The organism is Janthinobacterium sp. HH102 (assembly GCF_001758625.2).
Taxonomy (GTDB): Bacteria; Pseudomonadota; Gammaproteobacteria; order Burkholderiales; family Burkholderiaceae_D; genus Janthinobacterium.
The window spans coordinates 5,589,517-5,609,394 of sequence record NZ_CP062062.1 but is presented as its reverse complement, the minus strand read 5'-3'; the positions used below and the strand labels follow the sequence as shown (position 1 = coordinate 5,609,394).

The following is a 19,878-nucleotide window of genomic DNA, read 5'->3' as shown; positions in this document are numbered from 1 at the left end:
TAACGACAGAAATAAGAGAAAGCCATGGAATTGAGTCCGACTACGCAGAAATATATTCTGCACTGGGGGGAGATGGGCACCCGCTGGGGCGTCAACCGCACGGTGGCGCAGATCCACGCGCTGCTGTTCCTGGCCAATGAACCGCTGACGGCGGAAGATATCGCGGCCAGCCTGAACGTGGCCCGCTCGAACGTCAGCAACAGCCTGAAGGAATTGCAAAGCTGGGGCCTGGTGCGCATCACGCACGTGATGGGGGACCGGCGCGACCACTTCCTCGCCCTGCAGGATGTGTGGGAAATCTTCCGCGTCATCATGGAAGAGCGCAAGCGGCGCGAGATCGATCCCACCCTGACGGTGCTGCGCGAATGCGCGATCGAGGGCGAACACGATGCGGCGATACCGCCTGAGACGCTGGCGCGCATGGGCGAAGTGCTGGCTTTCCTGGAAATGCTCAGCGCCACCTACAGCGACTACAAGAACCTGCCGCCGGCGACCCTGCAGCGCATGCTGTCGATGGGCGGCAAGGTGGCCAAGTTCCTCAGCCCGGACGATAAGCCTGGCAAGCCGGGAAAAGCATGAGCGGCCCCTCCGAAGGAGAGCTGTTCAAGAAGGTCATGGGCGAGCGGTGGCTCACCCTGCACCCGGATATCCGGCGCCGCTTCGAGAAAAATCCCGCGCCGGGCCAGCCCCTGTACTACCGGGGCGAGCTCAGTGAGCTCACGAGCTCGCGCCTGGGCAAGGTGCTGGGCTGGCTCACGCGCCCCTTCATCGACGGCGCCCTGATCCCGCATGACGACCACGACTTCCCCGTCGATATCGAAGTCTATTCGCGCCCCGGCTGCCCCTTCATCTTCAAGCAGCGCACCTACCGCCTGCATGGCCGCGCGCCGATCCGCTTCACGTCTTACATGGCTGAAAGCGCAACAGGCGAAGTGCTCGAATACGTGGGCATGGGCCTGGGCATGAAGCTGGTGCTGCACGTGGAAGATGGCAATCTGCATTTCACCAGCGACGGCTATTTTTGGGATCTTTTCGGCTGGCGCCTGCCGCTGCCCGGCGTGCTCACGCCCGGCAAGACCTATCTGTGCCACCGCAACGATACGCCGCAGCAGTTCAACATCCGCATCGAGATCCGCCACGCCCTGTTTGGCACCACATTCACCCAGGTCGGCGTGTTCCGCGAATCCGCCGCACCGGAAATGAAGGAGACACCATGAATACGCATTTGCTGGCCCTGCAACTGATGGCGGCGCAAGGCTGCCTGGGCGCCTTCGACACCATCTATCACCATGAAATCACGGAAGCGCTGCCGCAAAAGGCGTCGGCGCGCCTGGAGCTGACCATCCATGCCACGCGCGCGCTGATCTACAGCCTGCTGTTCGTGGGCCTGGCGGCCTGGGAATGGCATGGCGCCTGGGCCTGGGTGCTGGTGATCGTGTTTGGCGTGGAAATCGTGCTGACCCTGTGGGATTTCGTCGTCGAAGACCAGACCCGCCTCTTGCCCGCCACGGAGCGGGTCACGCACACGGTGCTGGCGATCAACGCGGGCGCCTTCATCGCCCTGCTGGCCCTCAACAGCAGCGAATGGGCGACCTTGCCGACGGCCCTCGTATGGCAGCCATACGGCTGGCTCAGCGTCTTCCTCGCCCTGTGCGGCGTGGGCGTGGGCCTGTCCGGCCTGCGCGACGCGTACGCCGTGTGGCAGCTGGGACGGCGCAAGGTGCAGGAGACAGCGGAGCAAGAGGAGCGCCTGCGCTTTGCCGCCGCGCCGCAATCCGTGCTGGTGACGGGCGCCACGGGTTTCATCGGCCAGCAACTGGTCAGCGCCTTGCTGGCCGACGGCCATGCGGTGACGGTGCTGACGCGCCAGCCCAAGCAGGCCGCGTGGACCTTCGACGGCCAGGTGCGCTGCATCCGGTCGCTGGACGCATTGTCGGATGCGCAGCGCATCGACATGGTGGTCAACCTGGCCGGCGCGCGCATCGTCGGCAAGCGCTGGACGCCGGCGCGCAAGGCGGCCCTGCGCCGCAGCCGCGTGGCGTTGACGCAGGACCTGGTGGCGTGGATCGCCCGCGCGCAGCACAAGCCGAGGGTACTGCTGTCGGCGTCGGCCATCGGCTACTACGGCGTGCAGCCGCAGGGCGACGCGACGGAATTGACGGAGGACAGCGCGCCGCAAGCCATCTTCATGTCGCAGCTGTGCCAGGAATGGGAAGCGGCCGCGCGCCAGGCGGAGCGCTATGGCGTGCAGGTGGGCTGCATGCGCTTTGGCCTCGTCTTCGGCCACCAGGGTTCGCTGCCGCAGATGCTGCTGCCGGTCCGTTTCGGCGTGGGGGGCCCGCTGGGCAGCGGCAAGCAGTGGGTCACGTGGGTGCACGTGCGCGACGTCATCCGCGCCATCGCCCATGTGGCGCGCCGCAGCGAACAGGGCGCGGTGAGCGGCGCGTATAACTTCTGCGCGCCGGAAGCGATCGAGCAGCGCCGCTTTGCCCAGGTGGCGGGCGCCGTGCTGCACCGCCCCAGCATCGTGCCCACGCCGGCCTTCGTCATGCGCGCCTTGCTGGGCGAGCAGGCCGACTTGCTGGTGGAAGGTCAGCGGGTCGCCCCGCGCCGCCTGCTGGCCGACGGATTCAGCTTCCGCTATCCGCAGCTGGAAGGCGCGCTGCGCAGTTTGTGACATGGGGTGGTATCGCGTTGCTCCGGGCGTAGAATAGGCATGCTCCGGGGTCAGACCCGGCGGGTCTGACCCCACAGGAGAAGTCCATGCCCCGCTTCAGCCATACGATAGACAGCCATGTTTACCAGTTTGCCAGCCTGAAGGAGCTGCTGGCCAAGGCCACGCCGCCCCGTTCGGGCGACGTGCTGGCCGGCGTGGCGGCCGCCAGCGCGCGCGAGCGGGTGGCGGCGCAGCTGGCGCTGGCCGAGGTGCCGCTGTCGGCCTTTCTCAATGAGGCGCTGGTGCCGTACGAAGACGATGAAGTCACGCGCCTGATCATCGATACCCACCAACGCGCCGCGTTTGCGCCGATTGCCCACCTGTGCGTGGGCGACTTTCGCGACTGGCTGCTCGACGATGCGACGGACACGGCCACGCTGGTCCGGGTGGCCGCCGGCATCACGCCGGAAATGGCGGCCGCCGTGTCAAAAATCATGCGCCTGCAGGACCTGGTGCTGGTGGCCCGCAAGTGCCGTGTCGTCACGGCTTTCCGCAATACCCTGGGCCTGGAAGGGCGCCTGTCCACGCGCTTGCAGCCGAATCATCCGACGGACGACGCCACGGGGATTGCCGCGTCGATGCTCGACGGCCTGCTGCTGGGCAGCGGCGACGCCGTGATCGGCATCAATCCCGCCACCGACAATGTGGCGCAGGTGGTCTCGCTGCTGCAGCTGCTCGACGCCGTCATAGCTCAATATCAGATTCCCACGCAGTCGTGCGTGCTCACGCACATCACCAATACGCTCGAAGCGATACGCCGCGGCGCGCCCGTTGACCTGGTGTTCCAGTCGGTGGCGGGCACGCAGGCGGCCAACCGCAGCTTCGGCATCGACCTGGCGCTGCTGGCCGAGGGGCAGGCGGCGGCCCTGTCGCTGGGGCGCGGCACGGTGGGCAGCAACGTCATGTATTTCGAGACGGGGCAGGGCAGCGCCCTGTCGGCCGGCGCCCATCACGGCATGGACCAGCAGACGTGCGAAGCGCGCGCGTATGCGGTGGCGCGCGCGTATCGGCCGCTGCTGGTCAATTCCGTGGTGGGCTTCATCGGCCCCGAATACCTGTACGACGGCAAGCAGATCATGCGCGCGGGGCTGGAAGACCATTTCTGCGCCAAGCTGCTGGGCTTGCCCATGGGCTGCGACGTGTGCTACACCAACCACGCGGAAGCGGACCAGGACGACATGGACGCCTTGCTGACCATGCTGGGTGTGGCCGGCTGCAATTTCATCATGGGCGTGCCGGGCGCGGACGACATCATGCTCGGCTACCAGAGCACCTCGTTCCACGACGCCCTGTATGCGCGTCGCGTGCTGGGCCTGCGTCCCGCGCCCGAATTCGCGGCCTGGCTGGCGCGCATGCAGATCACGGATGCGCAGGGAAATCTGAACACGGCGCTGGCGCCGGCCTTCCAGGCAGCCCTGCTGCGCCTGGATGCCTAGGGGATATGCATGGACGAAAACCATCTGTGGCAGGCGCTGCGCGCGCATACGGCGGCGCGCATCGCGCTGGGGCGCCGCGGCGTGAGCGTGCCGACCCGCGCGCAACTGGCGTTTCAGCTGGCCCACGCGCAGGCGCGCGACGCCGTGCACCTGGCGCTCGATGGCGAAGCCCTGGCAAGCACCCTGGCCGCGCAGGGGCAAGCCAGCGTGCATCTGCACAGCGCCGCCGCCACGCGTGCCGACTATCTGCAACGCCCCGACCTGGGGCGCCGGCTCGACGATGCTTCACGGGCGCGCCTGGCCGCTGGTACGACGGGAGTGGACCTGGCGCTGGCGGCGGCCGATGGCCTGTCGGCGCTGGCCGTGCAGCGCCACGCGGCGCCGTTCCTGGCCGCTTTGCGCGAACGGCTGGCGCTGGAAGCGTGGACGCTGTCGCCCGTGCACATTGTGGCGCAGGGGCGGGTGGCCGTCGGCGACGAGGTAGGGGAATTGATAAAAGCGCGGGCCGTGCTGGTGCTGATCGGCGAGCGGCCTGGCTTGAGTTCCCCGGACAGCCTGGGCCTGTACCTGACGTGGGCGCCCAAGGCAGGTTTGCTGGACGAGCGCCGCAACTGCATCTCGAACGTGCGCCCCGAGGGGCTGGCGTATGCGCCAGCCGCGTACCGGCTGCACTATTTGCTGTCGCAGGCGTTCAGCCGGCAGTTGTCGGGCGTGGACTTGAAGGATGAAACGGTGGAAGAGGGCGCGGCCCTGGCGGGCGCGCGCAATTTCCTGCTGGCGTGATCAGACTTCGCGGATTTCGTCGAGCGGCCAGCGCGGGCGCACGTTGAACGAGTAATCGTGCTTGGCGGCGTCGGGGTTGATCTGCAGGCGCATGGCGCCGGCAAAGGCGATCATGGCGCCGTTGTCCGTACAGAATTCCAGCTCCGGGTAATACACTTTAAAACGCTTCTTGGCGGCGGCCGCATTGAGCGAGGCGCGCAGCTGCGCGTTGGCACCCACGCCGCCGGCGATCACCAGGCGCTTCAAGCCCGTGTGCTTGAGGGCCGATACGCACTTGGCCGTCAGCACGTCGACGATGGCGTCGACGAAGCCCCGTGCGATGTTCGCCTTGTCCTGTTCGCAGATATTGGCGATGACTTTTTCTTCATGGTTTTTCACCACCGTCAGCACGGCCGTCTTCAGGCCGGAAAAGCTGAAGTTGAAATCCTTCGAGTGCAGCATGGGGCGCGGCAGTTTATATGCCAGCGGGTCGCCGAATTCGGCCAGGCGCGAAATGGCGGGGCCGCCCGGGTAACCGAGTCCCAGCAGCTTGGCCGACTTGTCGAACGCCTCGCCGGCCGCATCATCGAGGGTTTCGCCCAGCATCGTGTACTGACCCACGCCATCGACGCGCATCAGCTGCGTGTGGCCGCCCGACACCAGCAGGGCGATGAAGGGGAATTCCGGCGGCTCGGACGCCAGCAGCGGCGACAGCAAATGGCCTTCCAGGTGGTGGATGCCCAGCACCGGCCTGTTGATGGCCAGGCCCAGGCTGCAGGCGACGGACGATCCCACCAGCAGCGCGCCGGCCAGTCCCGGACCCTGCGTGTAGGCGATGGCATCGATTTCGGACAGGCCGATGCCGGCCTTCGTCAGGGTCTCTTCGAGCAGCGGGATGGCGCGGCGGATATGGTCGCGCGACGCCAGTTCCGGCACCACGCCGCCGTACTGCTCGTGCATGGCGACTTGCGAATAGAGGGCGTGCGACAGCAGGCCGCGTTGCGTGTCGTACAAGGCCAGGCCGGTTTCGTCACAGGAGGATTCGACGCCAAGAACAATCATGAAGGTACTGAATAGGGAGGAGTAATCCGCCATTGTAAAGGAAAGCCGGGCAGTCCACCGTGCGGCCGGCGCACCATTTCGGCGGCAGTGTGCACTTGCGCAGTGCGCCGCGGGCCGGTTTTGCCCGCGATTCCGGCTGCTTTGCGCCTGGAACGGCACTGGCACCGCTCTTGCTTAGACAGGCGTGTGCCTTTTTCAAGGGAGCTTGCGATGCCGGAACAATGGAAAATGATTTGCCGCCTGAAGGACATGCCGCTGGCGGGCGCGCGCATGGTGCAGCGGGGGCTGGCGTGGCAGGATTTGCCCGGCGTGGCGCTGTTTCGCGCGGTGGACGATACGGTCTACGCGCTGCTCGACACGGTGCCGTGCCTGGGGGGCCCGCTGGCGCAGGGGGTGCTGATGGAGAAAAACCTGATGGGGCCGAAGAACGGCTGGATCATCGAGCTCGATTCGGGCCGCCTGGTGGCGCCCGTGCAGGGCATGGCGCGCATGTACGCCGTGCGCATCCTCGACGGGCGCGTCTACCTGGACATCAATGAGCTCAATATCCCGGCCAGCAAGGCGGAGCAGGCGCTGGCGGGATCGTTCGCCGTGCTGCCGCATGTGCAGATGGCGTGATGAAGGGAAAAGCAAGAACGGCGCACAGGGCGCCGTTCTTTGTCTGCAGTGATGTGTCGGCTTACGCGCTACGCGCTAAGCCGACCTACGTATTGACGCGGCCGGCCGGGTAGGTCGGATTAGGCCCACAGGGCCGTAATCCGACAACATCGTTGGCGGTATATTTTACGCAGGGCGATTGAGTAGGTGCGCATGCGCATCGCGCAGCATGGTGGCCGTCGTGTCCCAGTCGATGCAGCCGTCCGTGACGGAGCAGCCGTAGGTCAGTTGCGACAGGTCTTGCGGGATCTTCTGGTTGCCGCCGACGATGTTCGATTCGATCATCACGCCCACCAGCGAGCGGTTGCCCTGGCGGATCTGGTTGACCACGTCGCCCATCACCAGCGGCTGCAGCTCCGGCTTTTTATAGCTGTTCGCGTGCGAGCAGTCGACCACCAGGTTGGCCGGCAGCTTGGCCTTGGCCAGCGCCTGTTCGGCGATGGCGATCGAGACCGAATCGTAGTTCGGGCGGCCGTCGCCGCCGCGCAGCACCACGTGGCCATACGCGTTGCCGCGCGTGCGCACGATGGCGACGTTGCCTTCGGCGTTAATGCCCAGGAAGGAGTGCGGGTGCGCCGACGACAGGATCGCGTTCACCGCGATGCTGATGTCGCCATCGGTGCCGTTCTTGAAGCCGACCGGTGTCGACAGGCCCGACGACATTTCGCGGTGCGTCTGCGATTCGGTCGTGCGCGCGCCGATGGCCGTCCAGGCGATCAAGTCGCCCAGGTATTGCGGCGAGATCGGGTCCAGCGCTTCGGTGGCGGTGGGCAGGCCCAGTTCGCACACGTCGAGCAGGAACTGGCGCGCCTTTTCCATGCCTTCGTTGACCTTGAACGAATCGTCCATGTACGGGTCGTTGATATAGCCCTTCCAGCCCGTGGTGGTACGCGGTTTCTCGAAATACACGCGCATCACCAGCAGCATCGTATCCTTGACTTCCTCTTGCAGCGCTTTCAGGCGGCGCGCGTAATCGAGGCCGGCGACGGGGTCGTGGATCGAGCACGGACCGACGACGACGAACAGGCGCTGGTCCTTGCGGTCGATGATGTTGCGCAGCGCTTCGCGGCCGCGGCTGACGGTGTCGAAGGCGCTTTCCGACAAGGGCAGCTTGGCGTGCAGTTCGGCCGGTGTCGGCATGGGCGCGAAAGAGGTGACGTTGATATTTTCGATGTCTGGCGTATTCATGATTCTGGCTCGGCTTTCGCTATTGCGTTCTTTAAGAGGCAATAGTGTAGCGGAAATGCGGCCTGGCGGCGGGGATGGGGCCAAAACGGGAATGCATGAGTTGTTTTTATGGCAGGGCCGGCACGCCGCCGGCCCCATGCTCCCGGACGCTCAATGGCCGCCGGTCACGCTGGCGCCAACGCTGTAGCGGGCGATGCGCTGGTAGTTGCCGGGCAGCTCGGGCGGCCGGGGCAGGCCGGGATGGCGCCGCACGTGCGCGAGGATGGCCGTTTCATGCTGGCGTATCTGTGCGTCCAGACAAGCGATTTGCTGGCACAACAGGGCGTGCAGCGCATGCTGGCCAGCCTGCAGATGGGCGTCGAGGCGCGCCGACTCCTGCTTGCGCACGCCTGCGATGGCGTGCAGGCGGCGCAGCCACAAGCGCAGTTCCACGTAGGCGGGCGAGGGCGGCGTCCAGCCAGCGGGGCGTTTGTCCTCGCAGTAATTGGCCAGCACCACGGCGCCGTGCGCCGCGTCCTCGGGCAAGCCTTGGCCGCGCAGATAGTCTGCCAGCTGCGCGGGCTGGGCATCGCAGACCAGCATGCCCATGTCGGCCAGCATGCGTGCTGGCGTCTCGCTGTACGGGGCGTCGAGGCGCATGCAGACGCGCAAGCCCATGACGGGCACGTCGTTCCTTTGCAGCCAGCTGCGCAGCCAGCGGTAGCCGGCCATGTCGTTTTCCAGCACCTTGCACAGCACATCGCCGCCCGAGCGCAGCACGGCTTTCAGCAGCAGTTTGCCCGTTTCGATGCCGACGAAGGCCGTTTCCTGTTTGATCGCGTGTTCCATGATGAGTTCCCCCTGTGCAGTCTTATACGCAGCGGCGGCGCGTTTGGATGCAGGCGCGAAGCACATTCATCAAAAAAATAGCTGGAAAGACTGTTGCATCGGCGCCTATGGCATCCTTCAGCCCGTCTGCACGGGGAAAAATCCGTGTAAGCTGGCGCCATGACGACTGTTTCCATCCCCCATACCGATGTGGCCGGCGAGCCATTCCCTGCAGCACGTTTCATCAAAGAAATAGGACGCGGCAAGAACGGCGCGCGCAGCATGACGCGCGACGATGCTCGCGCCCTGTACCGCGCCATGCTCGAGGGCCGCGTGTCGGACCTGGAACTGGGCGGCATTTTGTTGTCGATGCGCATCAAGGGCGAGTCCGTGGACGAGATCGCCGGCTTCCTCGACGCTGCCGAAGCCTCGTTCGTCCCGCTGGCCGCGCCGGCCGGCGAGTTCGCGCCCATCATCATTCCCAGCTACAACGGCGCGCGCAAGATGGCGAACCTGACGGCCTTGCTGGCGCTGCTGCTGGCGCGCGCGGGCGCACCCGTGCTCGTGCATGGCGTCACCAGCGACCCGGGCCGCATCACGACGGCCGAGGTGCTGGCCGCGCTGGGTGTGCCCGCCTCGCCGGACCATGCGCAAGCCGAGGCCGCCATGGCGCGCGGCGAAGCGGCCTTCCTGCCGATCGAGGCGCTGGCGCCGCGCCTGGCGCACATGCTGTCGCTGCGGCGCGTGCTGGGCGTGCGCAATTCCACGCACACGCTGGTGAAAATCATGCAGCCGTTCGCCGGCCCCGCCCTGCGCCTGGTGTCGTACACGCATCCCGAATATCTGGAAATGCTCGGTGAATATTTCCTGACTGCTTCTGATCCCGCGCGCGGCGACGCCTTTCTGATGCGCGGCACGGAAGGCGAAACGGTGGCCAACGCCAACAAGGCGCAGCAGATCGACTGGTTCCACGACGGCGAACGCACGGTATTGGTGGAAAAGCAGCTGCTGGTCGAAGAATTGCCGCATTTGCCGGCCGAGCGCGACGCGGCCACCACGGCGGCCTGGATCGCGGCCGTGCTGCGCGGCGAGGTGCCCGTGCCGCCGTCGATCGCCGGGCAGGTGGAGCAATGCTTGACGACATCGCGGCAGATTGCAGCACGGCCGCGCTAGCCGCGCCGCCGCAGTTTACAATGGCGTCTTTGTAATCAGCGGTGACCGGAATTCTTATGGCAAAACAATTTGATGTGGCAGTGATCGGCGCGGGCGCGGCCGGCATGATGTGTGCGGCTGTTGCCGCCCAGCAAGGCAAGCGCGTGGTGTTGATCGATCACGCGGCCAAGCTTGCCGAAAAGATCCGCATCTCGGGTGGCGGGCGTTGCAACTTCACCAATATTAACGCCACCCCGCAAAATTTCCTTTCGGAAAACCCGCATTTCTGCAAGAGCGCGCTGTCGCGCTACACGCCGCAGGATTTCCTCGCGCTGGTGAAAAAATACCGGATCGGTTACCACGAAAAGCACAAGGGCCAGCAATTCTGCAATGAATCGGCCGAACAGATCATCGACATGCTCAAGGACGAGTGCGCCGCTGGCGGCGTGCACTGGCGCATGCTGTGCAAGATCGACAATGTTGTTCAGCAAGCGGACGGCGGCTTCGTGCTGCAGACGGACAGCGGCGACATCGAGACGGCCAGCATCGTTATCGCCACGGGCGGCCTGTCGATTCCGAAGATCGGCGCCACCGACTTTGCCTACCGCATCGCCAAACAATTCGGTCTGGCGATGGTCGAGCCGCGTCCGGCCCTGGTGCCGCTGACATTCGACCCGGTCAGCTGGGCGCCGTTCGCGGAACTGTCCGGCATCGCGCTGGAAGTGGATGTGGAAACGGGCAGCCTGAAGGGCCGCAAGGCCACGGGCGCGCGTTTTCGCGAAGATTTGCTGTTCACGCATCGCGGCCTGTCCGGTCCGGCGATTTTGCAGATTTCCAGCTACTGGCTGCCGGGCGAGCCCATCGTCATCAACCTGCTGCCGGAAGTGGACGTCGCGCAAACCTTGATCGAAGGCAAGGGGACCCTGAAGAAGCAGTTGGGCAATATCGTCGCCCAATGGCTGCCGCAGCGCCTGGCCGACTGCCTGCTGGCCACGAACGGCCTGGCGCCGGACGCGCGCATCGCCGACATGCCCGACGCGCAGTTGCGCAAGCTGGGGCAGGCCATCAATGCCTGGTCCATCGTGCCGAACGGTTCCGAAGGCTACCGCAAGGCGGAAGTGACCCGCGGCGGCATCGACACGCGCGAACTGTCGCAGCAGACCATGATGGCCAATAAGGTGCCGGGCCTGTATTTCATCGGCGAGTCGGTCGACGTGACGGGCTGGCTGGGCGGCTACAACTTCCAGTGGGCCTGGGCTTCCGGAGTGGCGGCAGGTATTGCCTTGCAGTAAGCTACTCTGTAATATGGGGTTTTGGCGCCCGGTGCGCCGATCCCGGTGCGTGGTTTACGCCACATTCCGGCAGCGACCGCAGGCTGCATGCCGCACGCAAGTGGGGGAGGGGCTTCCCTTTCCGAATAAAAGCTGCTACTATCTATCTCTTCCTATACACCACCTCAACGGTTTGAATTTTACATGACCACTATTCGCCTTAAAGAAAACGAGCCGTTCGAAGTCGCAATGCGTCGCTTCAAACGCACCATCGAAAAAACGGGTCTGCTGACCGAATTGCGCGCTCGCGAATTCTACGAAAAGCCAACAGCTGAGCGCAAGCGCAAGCTGGCAGCTGCTGTCAAGCGTCATTACAAACGCATCCGCAGCCAACAACTGCCGAAAAAATTATTCTAAGACTGTTCAGTCAGAACCAACCCGGGTAGTTCGGCGCATTGTTCGCCACGGGTTTTGTTTTGATTCGCCTGGAGTGATACTTCAGATGAGTCGCATACCCGCTCCGGTTCGCCGCAGCGGGTTTTCGCTTTTGTGGCCCGTACTTGTTTCTGGCCGCGCACGAGCACCGTTCCCATACTGACCAACGAGGATTGCCATGAGCTTGAAAGAACAAATTACCGAAGACATGAAAAACGCCATGCGCGCCAAGGAAACGGGCAAGCTGGGCACGATTCGCCTGTTGCTGGCGGAAATCAAGCGCAAGGAAGTCGACGAGCGCATCGAATTGACGGATGCCCACGTGACGGCCATCGTGGAAAAAATGATCAAGCAGCGCAAGGATTCGATCACCCAGTTCGAAGCCGGTGGCCGTGCCGACCTGGCCGACATCGAAAAAGCCGAGCTGGTGCACCTGATCGGCTACATGCCTGCCGGTCTGTCGGATGAAGAAGTGGCGGCCGAAGTGGCTGCCGCCGTGGCCGCCTCGGGCGCCGCCGGTCCGCAAGACATGGGCAAGGTCATGGCCATCGTCAAGCCGAAGCTGGCCGGCCGCGCCGACATGACCGTGGTCTCCGCGCTGGTCAAGAAAGCCTTGACGCCGGCCGCGTAAGCAACAATAGTAGCAAGGGCTGCCAGCCGTCGCGCTGGCAGCCTGTTAAACAGCCCACACGTTGACCTGGCTCAACCTCATGCCACGTGCGGTAGTATAGTCTGACCTATAACAAGACCCGCCCTAGCCAGTGATACCTCAATCCTTCATTTCCGATTTGCTCAACCGCGTCGATATCGTCGATGTCGTGGGCCGCTATGTGCAGCTGAAAAAAGGCGGCGCCAATTTCATGGGCTTGTGCCCGTTCCACAGTGAAAAGTCGCCCAGCTTTACCGTCAGCCCCACCAAGCAGTTCTACCACTGCTTCGGCTGCGGCGCGCATGGCACCTCGATCGGTTTCCTGATCGAGTATTCGGGCATGGGCTTTGTCGATGCCGTCAAAGACCTGGCGCAAAACGTGGGCATGGTCGTGCCGGAAGCGGACGACAAGATCCCGCCGGCCCAGCGCGCGCAGATCCAGGCGCAAAGCCTGGCCCTGTCCGACGCCATGACGCAGGCGTGCGATTATTACCGCGGGCAATTGCGCCACGCGCCGGAAGCCATCGCCTACCTCAAAAACCGGGGCTTGACGGGCGAAGTGGCCGCTCGCTTCGGCATGGGTTTCGCGCCCGGCGGTTGGGATAACCTGCGTTCCGTCTTCCCCGATTACGACGTGGTAGCCCTGGCCGAGGCCGGTCTCGTGATCGACAAGGTCGATGAAGAGGGCAACAACCGCAAACGCTACGACCGTTTCCGCGAGCGCATCATGTTCCCGATCCGCAATACCAAGGGCCAGGTCATCGCCTTTGGCGGCCGCGTGCTCGACCATGGCGAGCCGAAATATCTGAATTCCCCGGAAACCCCCTTGTTTTCCAAGGGTTTCGAACTATATGGGCTGTTCGAGGCGCGCCAGGCCATCCGCGACGCCGGCTATGTGCTGGTGACGGAGGGGTATATGGACGTGGTGGCGCTGGCGCAGATGGGTTTCCCGCAGGCAGTGGCTACCCTGGGTACGGCGTGTACGCCCACCCACGTGCAGAAACTGCTGCGCCAGACCGATAACGTGATTTTCAGCTTCGACGGCGACAAGGCCGGCCGCCGCGCCGCCCGCCGCGCGCTCGAAGCGAGCCTGGCCCACGTGACGGACAATAAAACGATCAAATTCCTGTTCTTGCCGTCGGAACACGATCCGGACAGCTATATCCGCGAATTCGGCGCCGAAGGTTTTGAGCAGCAGGTGCATGAAGCGATGCCGCTGTCGCAGTTCTTGCTGAAAGAAGTGTCGGGCGAGCATGATTTGTCGGAACCGGAAGGGCGCGCCCGCGTGCAGTTCGACGCCAAGCCCCTGCTGCAATTGATGGCGCCGTCGTCGCTGCGCCTGCAGATCGTGCGCGGCCTGGCGCAGCTGACGCAGTCCACGCCGGCCGAGATCGAAGCCCTGTTCGAGCTGGCGAAACCCGTTGCCGTGGCGCACCGCGCGCCGCCGAAATCGGGCCGTCCCGTGCCCGTGGGTCTTGAATTGAAGATCATGCGCATGCTGGTGGCGCATCCGCCCTTGACCCTGCGCATCGACGAGGCGGCCCTGACCGCCTTCCAGCACCTGGGGCCGGATGCGGCGCACAGCCTGGGGCAGCTGGTGGCCGTGGGCCAGGCGCTGGGCGAGCACGGCAGTTTCGCCGCCTTGGCGCAGCAATTGAAGGAGCTGGGCAGCGAATACGACGAGATCATCGGCGAGATCGCGGCCGGCACGGAATCCGATTACGACAGCGAATTGTCGTGGCTGGTGAGCACCATCCGCGAGATCAAATTGAATGCCTTGAAGGCTGAATTGCAGCAATTGTTTGCGTCGGGTTTGCCATCCGAGAAAATTGGTGTACGCTACCGCGAAATCATGCAGGAGCAAGGCGAGCTGGAACGCGAACGCGATGCCGAGTTGGTGAATCGCTAACCTTGCCATGAGGGTATGTCGCGCACTGGAAAAACATTTTTCGCGTGCTATAATTAAATGCTAAGTATTGTGTGCTTTGGCAAGCTAGTTCTGTTTCGTAAATAGTATTTGTTTTCAGTAAGTTAGGCTCTTGATCGGCGCGGTGGATCGTGTCGGCAGCCAGGGCCAACTGGCGCTTTCGGCGTTGCGGGCAAGGCTCGCAGACGCTGGCAAGCCGCGCCAGGCTCTCGCTCCCAACGCGGTCGATGCAGGAATTTTTGCCGAGACGGCTGGCAACAGCCGGTGGACAGGAATTGCTGCGCTTCCCGCGGATCGTGGCCGATGAGGTGTAAGTAACGTAACAGTGTCGAATTTGCGTAGTCGGCAGGTTCGAAGATGGTGGTTCCCGCAGGTAGACAGGGAACTGGCAGCAAACTTTATCCTAATCCACCGTAAAGCAAGTCGTTGTGTAATCGAAAGCGCCTGTGCCAATCAAGAAACCCGAATCCAAAGCGGCTGTAAAGCCCACTAAAGTTACCACGAAAGCCGAAAAGGCGCTCGACCGGCCAGAAGCGCGCGTGACCAGCGCGCCCGTGGTCAGCCAGACCACCGACGCCGCTACCCTGGCGGCCATCGATACGTCCGGTTATGTCTTGCCGTCGGTAAAAGTGCCAGGCCGCCGCGGCCGCAAGCCAAAAGAATTCCAGCCAGAAAATGATGAAGTCGCCGCCCTGAACGCCGTCGAGCGGGCCGAACTGAAGGCCGTCGACAAGGCCAAGGCCAAGGACCGCAAGGCGAAAGAGCGCGCGCTGCTGAAGGACGCGTTCTCGTCCGACACGGAAGCGAGCGAAGAAGAACTCGAGCGCCGGCGCCAGAAACTCAAGACCCTGATCAAGTTCGGCAAGGAACGCGGTTTCCTGACGTATGCGGAAATCAACGATCACTTGCCCGAAAACATCGTCGATCCGGAAGCCATCGAAGGCATCATCGGTACCTTCAATGACATGGGCATCGCCGTCTACGAGCACGCGCCCGATGCGGAAACGTTGTTGCTGTCTGATAACGTTGCCGTCGTCACCAGCGACGACGAGGCGGAAGCGGCGGCCGAGGCCGCCTTGTCGACCGTCGATTCCGACTTTGGCCGCACCACCGACCCCGTGCGCATGTACATGCGCGAAATGGGTTCGGTCGAGCTGCTGACGCGCGAAGGCGAGATCGAGATTGCCAAGCGCATCGAAGATGGCTTGAAAGACATGATCCAGGCAATTTCCGCCTGTCCCGTGACGATCGCCGAAATCATCGCCGCCGCCGACCGCATCGCCAACGAAGAGATCAAGATCGATGAAATCGTCGACGGCCTCGTCGATGAAAACGAACCGGTCGCCGCCGCCCCTGTCGTGTCCGCTCCCGTCGAAGAAGACGAGGAAGAAGGCGAAGCGGAAGAAGAGGAAGAGGAAGAAGAGGAAGAAGCGAGCGCTTCGGGCGCCGCCGGCTTCTCGGCCGAACAGCTGGAAACCCTGAAACGCACGGCGCTGGAAAAATTTGCCGTCATTTCTCAGCAATTCGACAAGATGCGCCGCGCCTTCGAAAAGGAAGGCTACAACTCCAAGCCCTACGCCAAGGCGCAGGAAGCCATTTCGCAAGAGTTGCTGGGCATCCGCTTCACGGCCAAGGTGGTGGAAAAGCTGTGCGACACCCTGCGCGGCCAGGTCGACGAAGTGCGCCATATCGAGAAACAGATCCTCGACGTGGCCGTGAACCGCTGCGGCATGCCGCGCGCCCACTTCATCAAGGTCTTCCCGGGCAATGAAACCAACCTCGACTGGGTCGATGGCGAAGTCAACGCAGGACACGCGTACAGCGCCATCCTGGGCCGCAACATTCCGACCGTCAAGGAATTGCAGCAGCGCCTGATCGACCTGCAGGCGCGTGTCGTACTGCCGCTGCCGGACTTGCGCAATATCAACCGCCAGATGGCGGCCGGTGAAATGAAGGCGCGCAAGGCCAAGCGCGAAATGACGGAGGCCAACTTGCGCCTGGTCATTTCGATCGCCAAGAAATACACGAACCGGGGCCTGCAATTCCTCGACCTGATCCAGGAAGGCAATATCGGCCTGATGAAGGCCGTTGACAAGTTCGAGTACCGCCGCGGCTACAAGTTCTCCACGTATGCGACCTGGTGGATCCGCCAGGCGATTACCCGCTCGATCGCCGACCAGGCGCGCACGATCCGCATTCCCGTGCACATGATCGAGACGATCAACAAGATGAACCGTATCTCGCGTCAAATCCTGCAGGAAACAGGCGCGGAGCCTGATCCGGCCACCCTGGCGATCAAGATGGAGATGCCCGAGGACAAGATCCGCAAGATCATGAAAATCGCCAAGGAACCGATCTCGATGGAAACGCCGATCGGCGACGACGACGATTCCCACCTGGGCGACTTCATCGAGGACAACAACACCCTGGCGCCGGCTGACGCAGCGCTGCACGCCTCCATGCGCGGTGTGGTCAAGGACGTGCTCGATTCCCTGACGCCACGCGAAGCCAAAGTGCTGCGCATGCGTTTCGGCATCGAGATGTCCACCGACCACACCCTGGAAGAAGTGGGCAAGCAATTTGACGTGACGCGCGAGCGCATCCGCCAGATCGAAGCCAAGGCGCTGCGCAAGCTGCGCCACCCATCGCGCTCCGACAAGCTGAAAAGCTTCTTGGAAGGCAACTAGAAGCCAATAGGGCTTGACGTGCGCCCCTGATACCCCTATCCTCGCGTGTCCGTTTCCAAAACGGCCGCGCGAGGCGGGCATCAACAGCGCCGCCAAGCCGCAGTCCCCGGGCCTCTAGCTCATGCTTGGTTAGAGCAGCGGACTCATAATCCGTTGGTGCCGTGTTCGACTCACGGGAGGCCCACCATTAATTTCCGCTTGCAGATCTGCAAGCGTCGTCTCTTCAGGACTGATCCACAGATAGCTAAGTAGTTCAGCACGCTTCTGTGGGTCAGCTTCTCCTTCAGCTCCCGCCAGTGCAATTGCTCTGTCCGTATCGGCTCCGATGATTGCAGCCATTTTCGCCGCATAGTACGCAGACAGGTGCTTACGCTTCTTCCATGTGCTAATCGCCGCTTCATTGATCCCTAATCCCTGAGCGATAGTCTTAGCCTTATGGATTTTCAAAACTTCATTTAATAATTCAATCGTGCTATTCATTGTTTTTGCTCGCAGGAAAACTTCTCATGATGTAATATATTCTCATCGTGATAAGTTACTTCTCACGATGTAAGTAAACGATAGCACATCTAGGTTGAATGTAAACCGCTCAGTCTCCGGCCCAAGGGCCGCCTGTTTGCCCACTGGTACGCCTTGGGAGGTTTTTTCGGCTGCTGATCCGTGCAAAAACTTAATCGCTCTAGCGGGCGACTTACTCCAAGGAAAAGACCATGAAAAATACCATCCAAATTTTGCACGTCACCCAAGTGGCTGGCCGTTCGAAAAAAACCGGCAATGACTACGATATGCGCATGGCGCAATGCATCGTCCACAAGCCAAACCGCGATACCGGCGTCATCGAGCCGTTAATCGGTGAGCTGGTCTTGCCGGAGCGCTTCAAAGACACCCAGCCGGGCATGTATGAGGTCGAATTTGAAGTTTCGATCTCGCAAGACAAGCGTGTCGGCGCGCAGGTCTTTTCTATCACTCCAATTTCCGCTGCTTCTCAAGCAAAACCCTCTGCAGCGGCTCCCGCCGTCAAGGCGAACCCAGGTCAACAAACCGCTTCGTAATTTTCCATGCCTACCTGCGTCGATTCCACACAAATGACGGGGCCAGATGCTCCGTCTGGTGCCGTGCTGTACACGGTGTCTAGCGCTCCCACTGAATTGTCTGCATGTGCCTACGTGGTCGAGTCAGGCACTGAATACGTGGCGGCAGTGGCGGCGCAGGATAAGGCTTTGGATGCGTTTTTTGCGGCTGCTGTAGTGGTGCTGTTCGCGTTGGGCTGGATCGCAGGGGCGCAACGATGATCCTGCTTAAAAATCTCTGGCCCATTCTGTTTTTGGCTGGCCTGTTTGTCTGCGGCGTACATCTGCTCAAGTACATTATTGCCCGCTTTTTGGAGCACAAATAATGACTATCGCCGCCGCCGTTGGCTATGCCTTGAGTGCGTTTGGGATCGGGTATGCCGCTGGTTCGATACAGCGAATTATCCGCCGCTCTATCGAAATATTGGATTAGCTCTCTTTTGGCGTTTGGCCGTCGTCAATCGTACTTGTAGGCCAATTTTTAAGGAATTGAACATGAACAAAAATATTCAGCGCGGTTTGGCTCTGGTTGGTGCTGTTGCTGTCTCGGCTGGTGCGTCGGCTGCTGATGATCAAGGCGTCGCTGCGATCACTGCTTTGTCCGGTACTGCCAGCACGTACATTTCGGCAGCGTTCGCTGTCGCGGTATTGGTCGCCGGTGGCTTCTGGGGTATCAAGATGATGAAAAAAGCATTCTCGAAGGCTGGCTAAGTCCGGCTCTGTGGTATGGGCGACTTCGGTCGCCTTTTTTTTTTGAGGTGACAACGTGCGCTCATTACTGTTCATTCTAATGTTGTTTTTTGCTGGTTCTGCTGCTGCTGGCGGTAAAGTGTATTTTGAAGCGGCGGGTGGCGCTCGTCCACTTGTTCCCAGTAATGACTGCGCAGGTATTGTTTCTGTCATGCAATCTTATTCTCCGAAAGCCACGATTAAATGCGCAAATGTTCGTGCTGATATTTATAAGCTTACTACTGTGTACATGGGTAAGGAGGAGGATTGGGTTTATGGCGAGCTTGTTGAGGTTTGTCCAGGTGGTGGTCGTTTTGAGCAAGATTCATCAAAGCCGATTGGTTCTAGATGCGTTCGTGCTCAGTGTGTTGAGGGCGACTCGGCTGGTACTTATGATATTCCATCTGCTTATTACAAGCGTGGTCCTAATGGCGAGGGGATAGTTGTTAAGCCTGTCATTCCGAATGGCTCCATGCTTGCCGTTTCATATTGTATTGATGGCTGCATTTCCAAAATTAAGTCTGCAGATGATGTAGGTAAGGCTTATGAAGGATCGAGTGATGCTAATGGTGTGTTCTTATTGCATTACGATATTACCTTGACTAATAACGGTGAGCGTTGTTCGGTGGAAAGTCTTCCAGATTCGCATCCTCCGCCTTATACGCCCGGTGATCCGAATAATCCGACAAATCCGACTGATCCCGGCAACGGCAACGGCACAGGAACCGGCAATGGCACAGGCACAGGAACCGGCACCGGCACAGGCAACGGCAACGGCACAGGCACAGGCAACGGCAACGGCAACGGCACCGGCACCGGCAACGGCAACGGCAACGGCAACGGCAACGGCAACGGCAACGGCAACGGCAACGGCAACGGCAACGGCACAGGCAACGGCACAGGCAACGGCAACGGCACAGGCAACGGCAACGGCACAGGCAACGGCACAGGAACCGGCACAGGTGGCAAGCAAGAGGCTGCGTGTGGCGCACCGGGGCAACCGGCATGCCGTATCGATGAGACTGGAATTAAGGGTATGAATGGCGATGAGGGGGAGTCGCAGTTAAGTGATATCAAAGCGAAGAATAAAGATGCGCTGGATCAGATAGGCGAAATTTCAAAAGATAAATTAATGCTTGGTGACTGGTTCCCGCAAATTAATACCGCTGCTTGCACGAATCCAACTGTTCCTAATCCTATAGGCCGTGGAACATATGAGGTCAGCATTTGTTCGTATGTTGATATATTTGCAAAGTTCATTTCCGGCGTTATTTGCTTCTTCGCCGTAATTGGTTCCGTTCAACAAGTTACCTCTGCTGCGAAAGCTTAA

At 61.8% G+C, this 19,878-nt stretch carries 18 protein-coding genes and 1 tRNA gene; 16 read left to right on the top strand and 3 right to left on the bottom strand.

Translation table 11 applies throughout. The features are described 5' to 3' along the window. Positions 1–24: 24 nt before the first annotated feature. The 5 genes from JAB4_RS25545 (at position 25) to eutC (ending at position 4,935) form a co-directional block, all read left to right on the top strand. Entirely contained in the window at positions 25–579 is a 555-nt protein-coding gene (locus JAB4_RS25545; RefSeq protein ID WP_070223100.1) for a GbsR/MarR family transcriptional regulator, read from the top strand. Next, positions 576–1,217, top strand: a complete 642-nt coding sequence (locus JAB4_RS25540) for a DUF4166 domain-containing protein (protein WP_070223101.1) — start codon at positions 576–578, stop codon at positions 1,215–1,217. The genes JAB4_RS25545 and JAB4_RS25540 overlap by 4 nt, the downstream gene beginning before the upstream one ends. After that, positions 1,214–2,677 carry a TIGR01777 family oxidoreductase gene (locus JAB4_RS25535; RefSeq protein WP_070223102.1) on the top strand — a complete coding sequence of 488 codons (1,464 nt, stop codon included), beginning with the start codon at positions 1,214–1,216 and terminating at the stop codon, positions 2,675–2,677. Before JAB4_RS25540 ends, JAB4_RS25535 begins: the two co-directional genes overlap by 4 nt. 86 nt (positions 2,678–2,763) lie before the next feature. Further along, positions 2,764–4,152, top strand: a complete 1,389-nt coding sequence (locus JAB4_RS25530) for an ethanolamine ammonia-lyase subunit EutB (protein ID WP_070223103.1) — start codon at positions 2,764–2,766, stop codon at positions 4,150–4,152. Positions 4,153–4,161: 9 nt separating this feature from the next. Continuing rightward, positions 4,162–4,935 (top strand): ethanolamine ammonia-lyase subunit EutC, encoded by a 774-nt coding sequence (eutC, locus tag JAB4_RS25525; RefSeq protein WP_070223104.1) that lies wholly within the window; start codon positions 4,162–4,164, stop codon positions 4,933–4,935. Here the strand turns inward: eutC and tsaD are convergent, their stop codons facing one another. Next, positions 4,936–5,976: a tRNA (adenosine(37)-N6)-threonylcarbamoyltransferase complex transferase subunit TsaD gene (tsaD, locus tag JAB4_RS25520; RefSeq protein WP_070223106.1), complete on the bottom strand. Its 1,041-nt coding sequence runs from the start codon at positions 5,974–5,976 to the stop codon at positions 4,936–4,938. A 210-nt stretch (positions 5,977–6,186) separates the two neighbouring features. Here tsaD and JAB4_RS25515 point away from each other — a divergent pair, with 210 nt between their 5' ends. Then, a complete protein-coding gene (locus JAB4_RS25515; RefSeq protein ID WP_070223110.1) occupies positions 6,187–6,594 on the top strand; it encodes a nitrite reductase (NAD(P)H) small subunit in 408 nt (135 codons plus the stop codon). Between the two features lie 165 nt (positions 6,595–6,759). Here the strand turns inward: JAB4_RS25515 and JAB4_RS25510 are convergent, their stop codons facing one another. Both JAB4_RS25510 and JAB4_RS25505 read right to left on the bottom strand, forming a co-directional pair. After that, positions 6,760–7,821, bottom strand: coding sequence for a 3-deoxy-7-phosphoheptulonate synthase (locus JAB4_RS25510; protein ID WP_070223112.1), 1,062 nt, complete (start codon positions 7,819–7,821; stop codon positions 6,760–6,762). A 150-nt stretch (positions 7,822–7,971) separates the two neighbouring features. Further along, complete coding sequence (locus tag JAB4_RS25505; protein ID WP_139143760.1) at positions 7,972–8,649, bottom strand: hypothetical protein; 678 nt, start codon at positions 8,647–8,649, stop codon at positions 7,972–7,974. Positions 8,650–8,808: 159 nt separating this feature from the next. Here JAB4_RS25505 and ybiB point away from each other — a divergent pair, with 159 nt between their 5' ends. The 10 genes from ybiB (at position 8,809) to JAB4_RS25455 (ending at position 19,878) form a co-directional block, all read left to right on the top strand. Next, the gene (ybiB, locus tag JAB4_RS25500) at positions 8,809–9,801 is read left to right on the top strand and encodes a DNA-binding protein YbiB (RefSeq protein ID WP_070223116.1); all 993 of its coding nucleotides are present in this window, start codon (positions 8,809–8,811) and stop codon (positions 9,799–9,801) included. Positions 9,802–9,857: 56 nt separating this feature from the next. Then, the gene (locus tag JAB4_RS25495; protein ID WP_070223117.1) at positions 9,858–11,072 is read left to right on the top strand and encodes an NAD(P)/FAD-dependent oxidoreductase; all 1,215 of its coding nucleotides are present in this window, start codon (positions 9,858–9,860) and stop codon (positions 11,070–11,072) included. Positions 11,073–11,255: 183 nt separating this feature from the next. Further along, on the top strand, positions 11,256–11,468 hold the full coding sequence (gene rpsU / locus JAB4_RS25490; protein ID WP_008451879.1) for a 30S ribosomal protein S21: 213 nt from the start codon (positions 11,256–11,258) through the stop codon (positions 11,466–11,468). 196 nt (positions 11,469–11,664) lie between these two features. Next, positions 11,665–12,117 (top strand): GatB/YqeY domain-containing protein, encoded by a 453-nt coding sequence (locus JAB4_RS25485; RefSeq protein ID WP_070223119.1) that lies wholly within the window; start codon positions 11,665–11,667, stop codon positions 12,115–12,117. Positions 12,118–12,247: 130 nt separating this feature from the next. Then, positions 12,248–14,044 (top strand): DNA primase, encoded by a 1,797-nt coding sequence (gene dnaG, locus JAB4_RS25480; RefSeq protein WP_070223121.1) that lies wholly within the window; start codon positions 12,248–12,250, stop codon positions 14,042–14,044. Between the two features lie 464 nt (positions 14,045–14,508). Next, positions 14,509–16,749: an RNA polymerase sigma factor RpoD gene (rpoD, locus tag JAB4_RS25475; RefSeq protein ID WP_070223123.1), complete on the top strand. Its 2,241-nt coding sequence runs from the start codon at positions 14,509–14,511 to the stop codon at positions 16,747–16,749. 108 nt (positions 16,750–16,857) lie between these two features. Continuing rightward, positions 16,858–16,936: transfer RNA gene (locus tag JAB4_RS25470), tRNA-Ile, on the top strand. A gap of 523 nt (positions 16,937–17,459) precedes the next feature. After that, positions 17,460–17,801, top strand: coding sequence for a hypothetical protein (locus JAB4_RS25465; RefSeq protein ID WP_070223125.1), 342 nt, complete (start codon positions 17,460–17,462; stop codon positions 17,799–17,801). A 513-nt stretch (positions 17,802–18,314) separates the two neighbouring features. Next, entirely contained in the window at positions 18,315–18,530 is a 216-nt protein-coding gene (locus JAB4_RS25460; protein ID WP_070223129.1) for a major coat protein, read from the top strand. Between the two features lie 55 nt (positions 18,531–18,585). Next, complete coding sequence (locus JAB4_RS25455; protein ID WP_193725205.1) at positions 18,586–19,878, top strand: hypothetical protein; 1,293 nt, start codon at positions 18,586–18,588, stop codon at positions 19,876–19,878.

What these genes read in the sequence shown, in the direction of transcription:
- JAB4_RS25545 (WP_070223100.1), top strand. Translation starts at nt 25, where the DNA reads ATGGAATTGAGTCCGACTACGCAGAAATATATTCTGCACTGGGGGGAG.
- JAB4_RS25465 (WP_070223125.1), top strand. Translation starts at nt 17,460, where the DNA reads ATGAAAAATACCATCCAAATTTTGCACGTCACCCAAGTGGCTGGCCGT.
- JAB4_RS25535 (WP_070223102.1), top strand. Translation starts at nt 1,214, where the DNA reads ATGAATACGCATTTGCTGGCCCTGCAACTGATGGCGGCGCAAGGCTGC.
- JAB4_RS25530 (WP_070223103.1), top strand. Translation starts at nt 2,764, where the DNA reads ATGCCCCGCTTCAGCCATACGATAGACAGCCATGTTTACCAGTTTGCC.
- JAB4_RS25485 (WP_070223119.1), top strand. Translation starts at nt 11,665, where the DNA reads ATGAGCTTGAAAGAACAAATTACCGAAGACATGAAAAACGCCATGCGC.
- JAB4_RS25510 (WP_070223112.1), bottom strand. Translation starts at nt 7,821, where the DNA reads ATGAATACGCCAGACATCGAAAATATCAACGTCACCTCTTTCGCGCCC.
- JAB4_RS25515 (WP_070223110.1), top strand. Translation starts at nt 6,187, where the DNA reads ATGCCGGAACAATGGAAAATGATTTGCCGCCTGAAGGACATGCCGCTG.
- rpsU (WP_008451879.1), top strand. Translation starts at nt 11,256, where the DNA reads ATGACCACTATTCGCCTTAAAGAAAACGAGCCGTTCGAAGTCGCAATG.
- JAB4_RS25505 (WP_139143760.1), bottom strand. Translation starts at nt 8,649, where the DNA reads ATGGAACACGCGATCAAACAGGAAACGGCCTTCGTCGGCATCGAAACG.
- JAB4_RS25495 (WP_070223117.1), top strand. Translation starts at nt 9,858, where the DNA reads ATGGCAAAACAATTTGATGTGGCAGTGATCGGCGCGGGCGCGGCCGGC.
- eutC (WP_070223104.1), top strand. Translation starts at nt 4,162, where the DNA reads ATGGACGAAAACCATCTGTGGCAGGCGCTGCGCGCGCATACGGCGGCG.
- ybiB (WP_070223116.1), top strand. Translation starts at nt 8,809, where the DNA reads ATGACGACTGTTTCCATCCCCCATACCGATGTGGCCGGCGAGCCATTC.
- tsaD (WP_070223106.1), bottom strand. Translation starts at nt 5,976, where the DNA reads ATGATTGTTCTTGGCGTCGAATCCTCCTGTGACGAAACCGGCCTGGCC.
- JAB4_RS25540 (WP_070223101.1), top strand. Translation starts at nt 576, where the DNA reads ATGAGCGGCCCCTCCGAAGGAGAGCTGTTCAAGAAGGTCATGGGCGAG.
- JAB4_RS25460 (WP_070223129.1), top strand. Translation starts at nt 18,315, where the DNA reads ATGAACAAAAATATTCAGCGCGGTTTGGCTCTGGTTGGTGCTGTTGCT.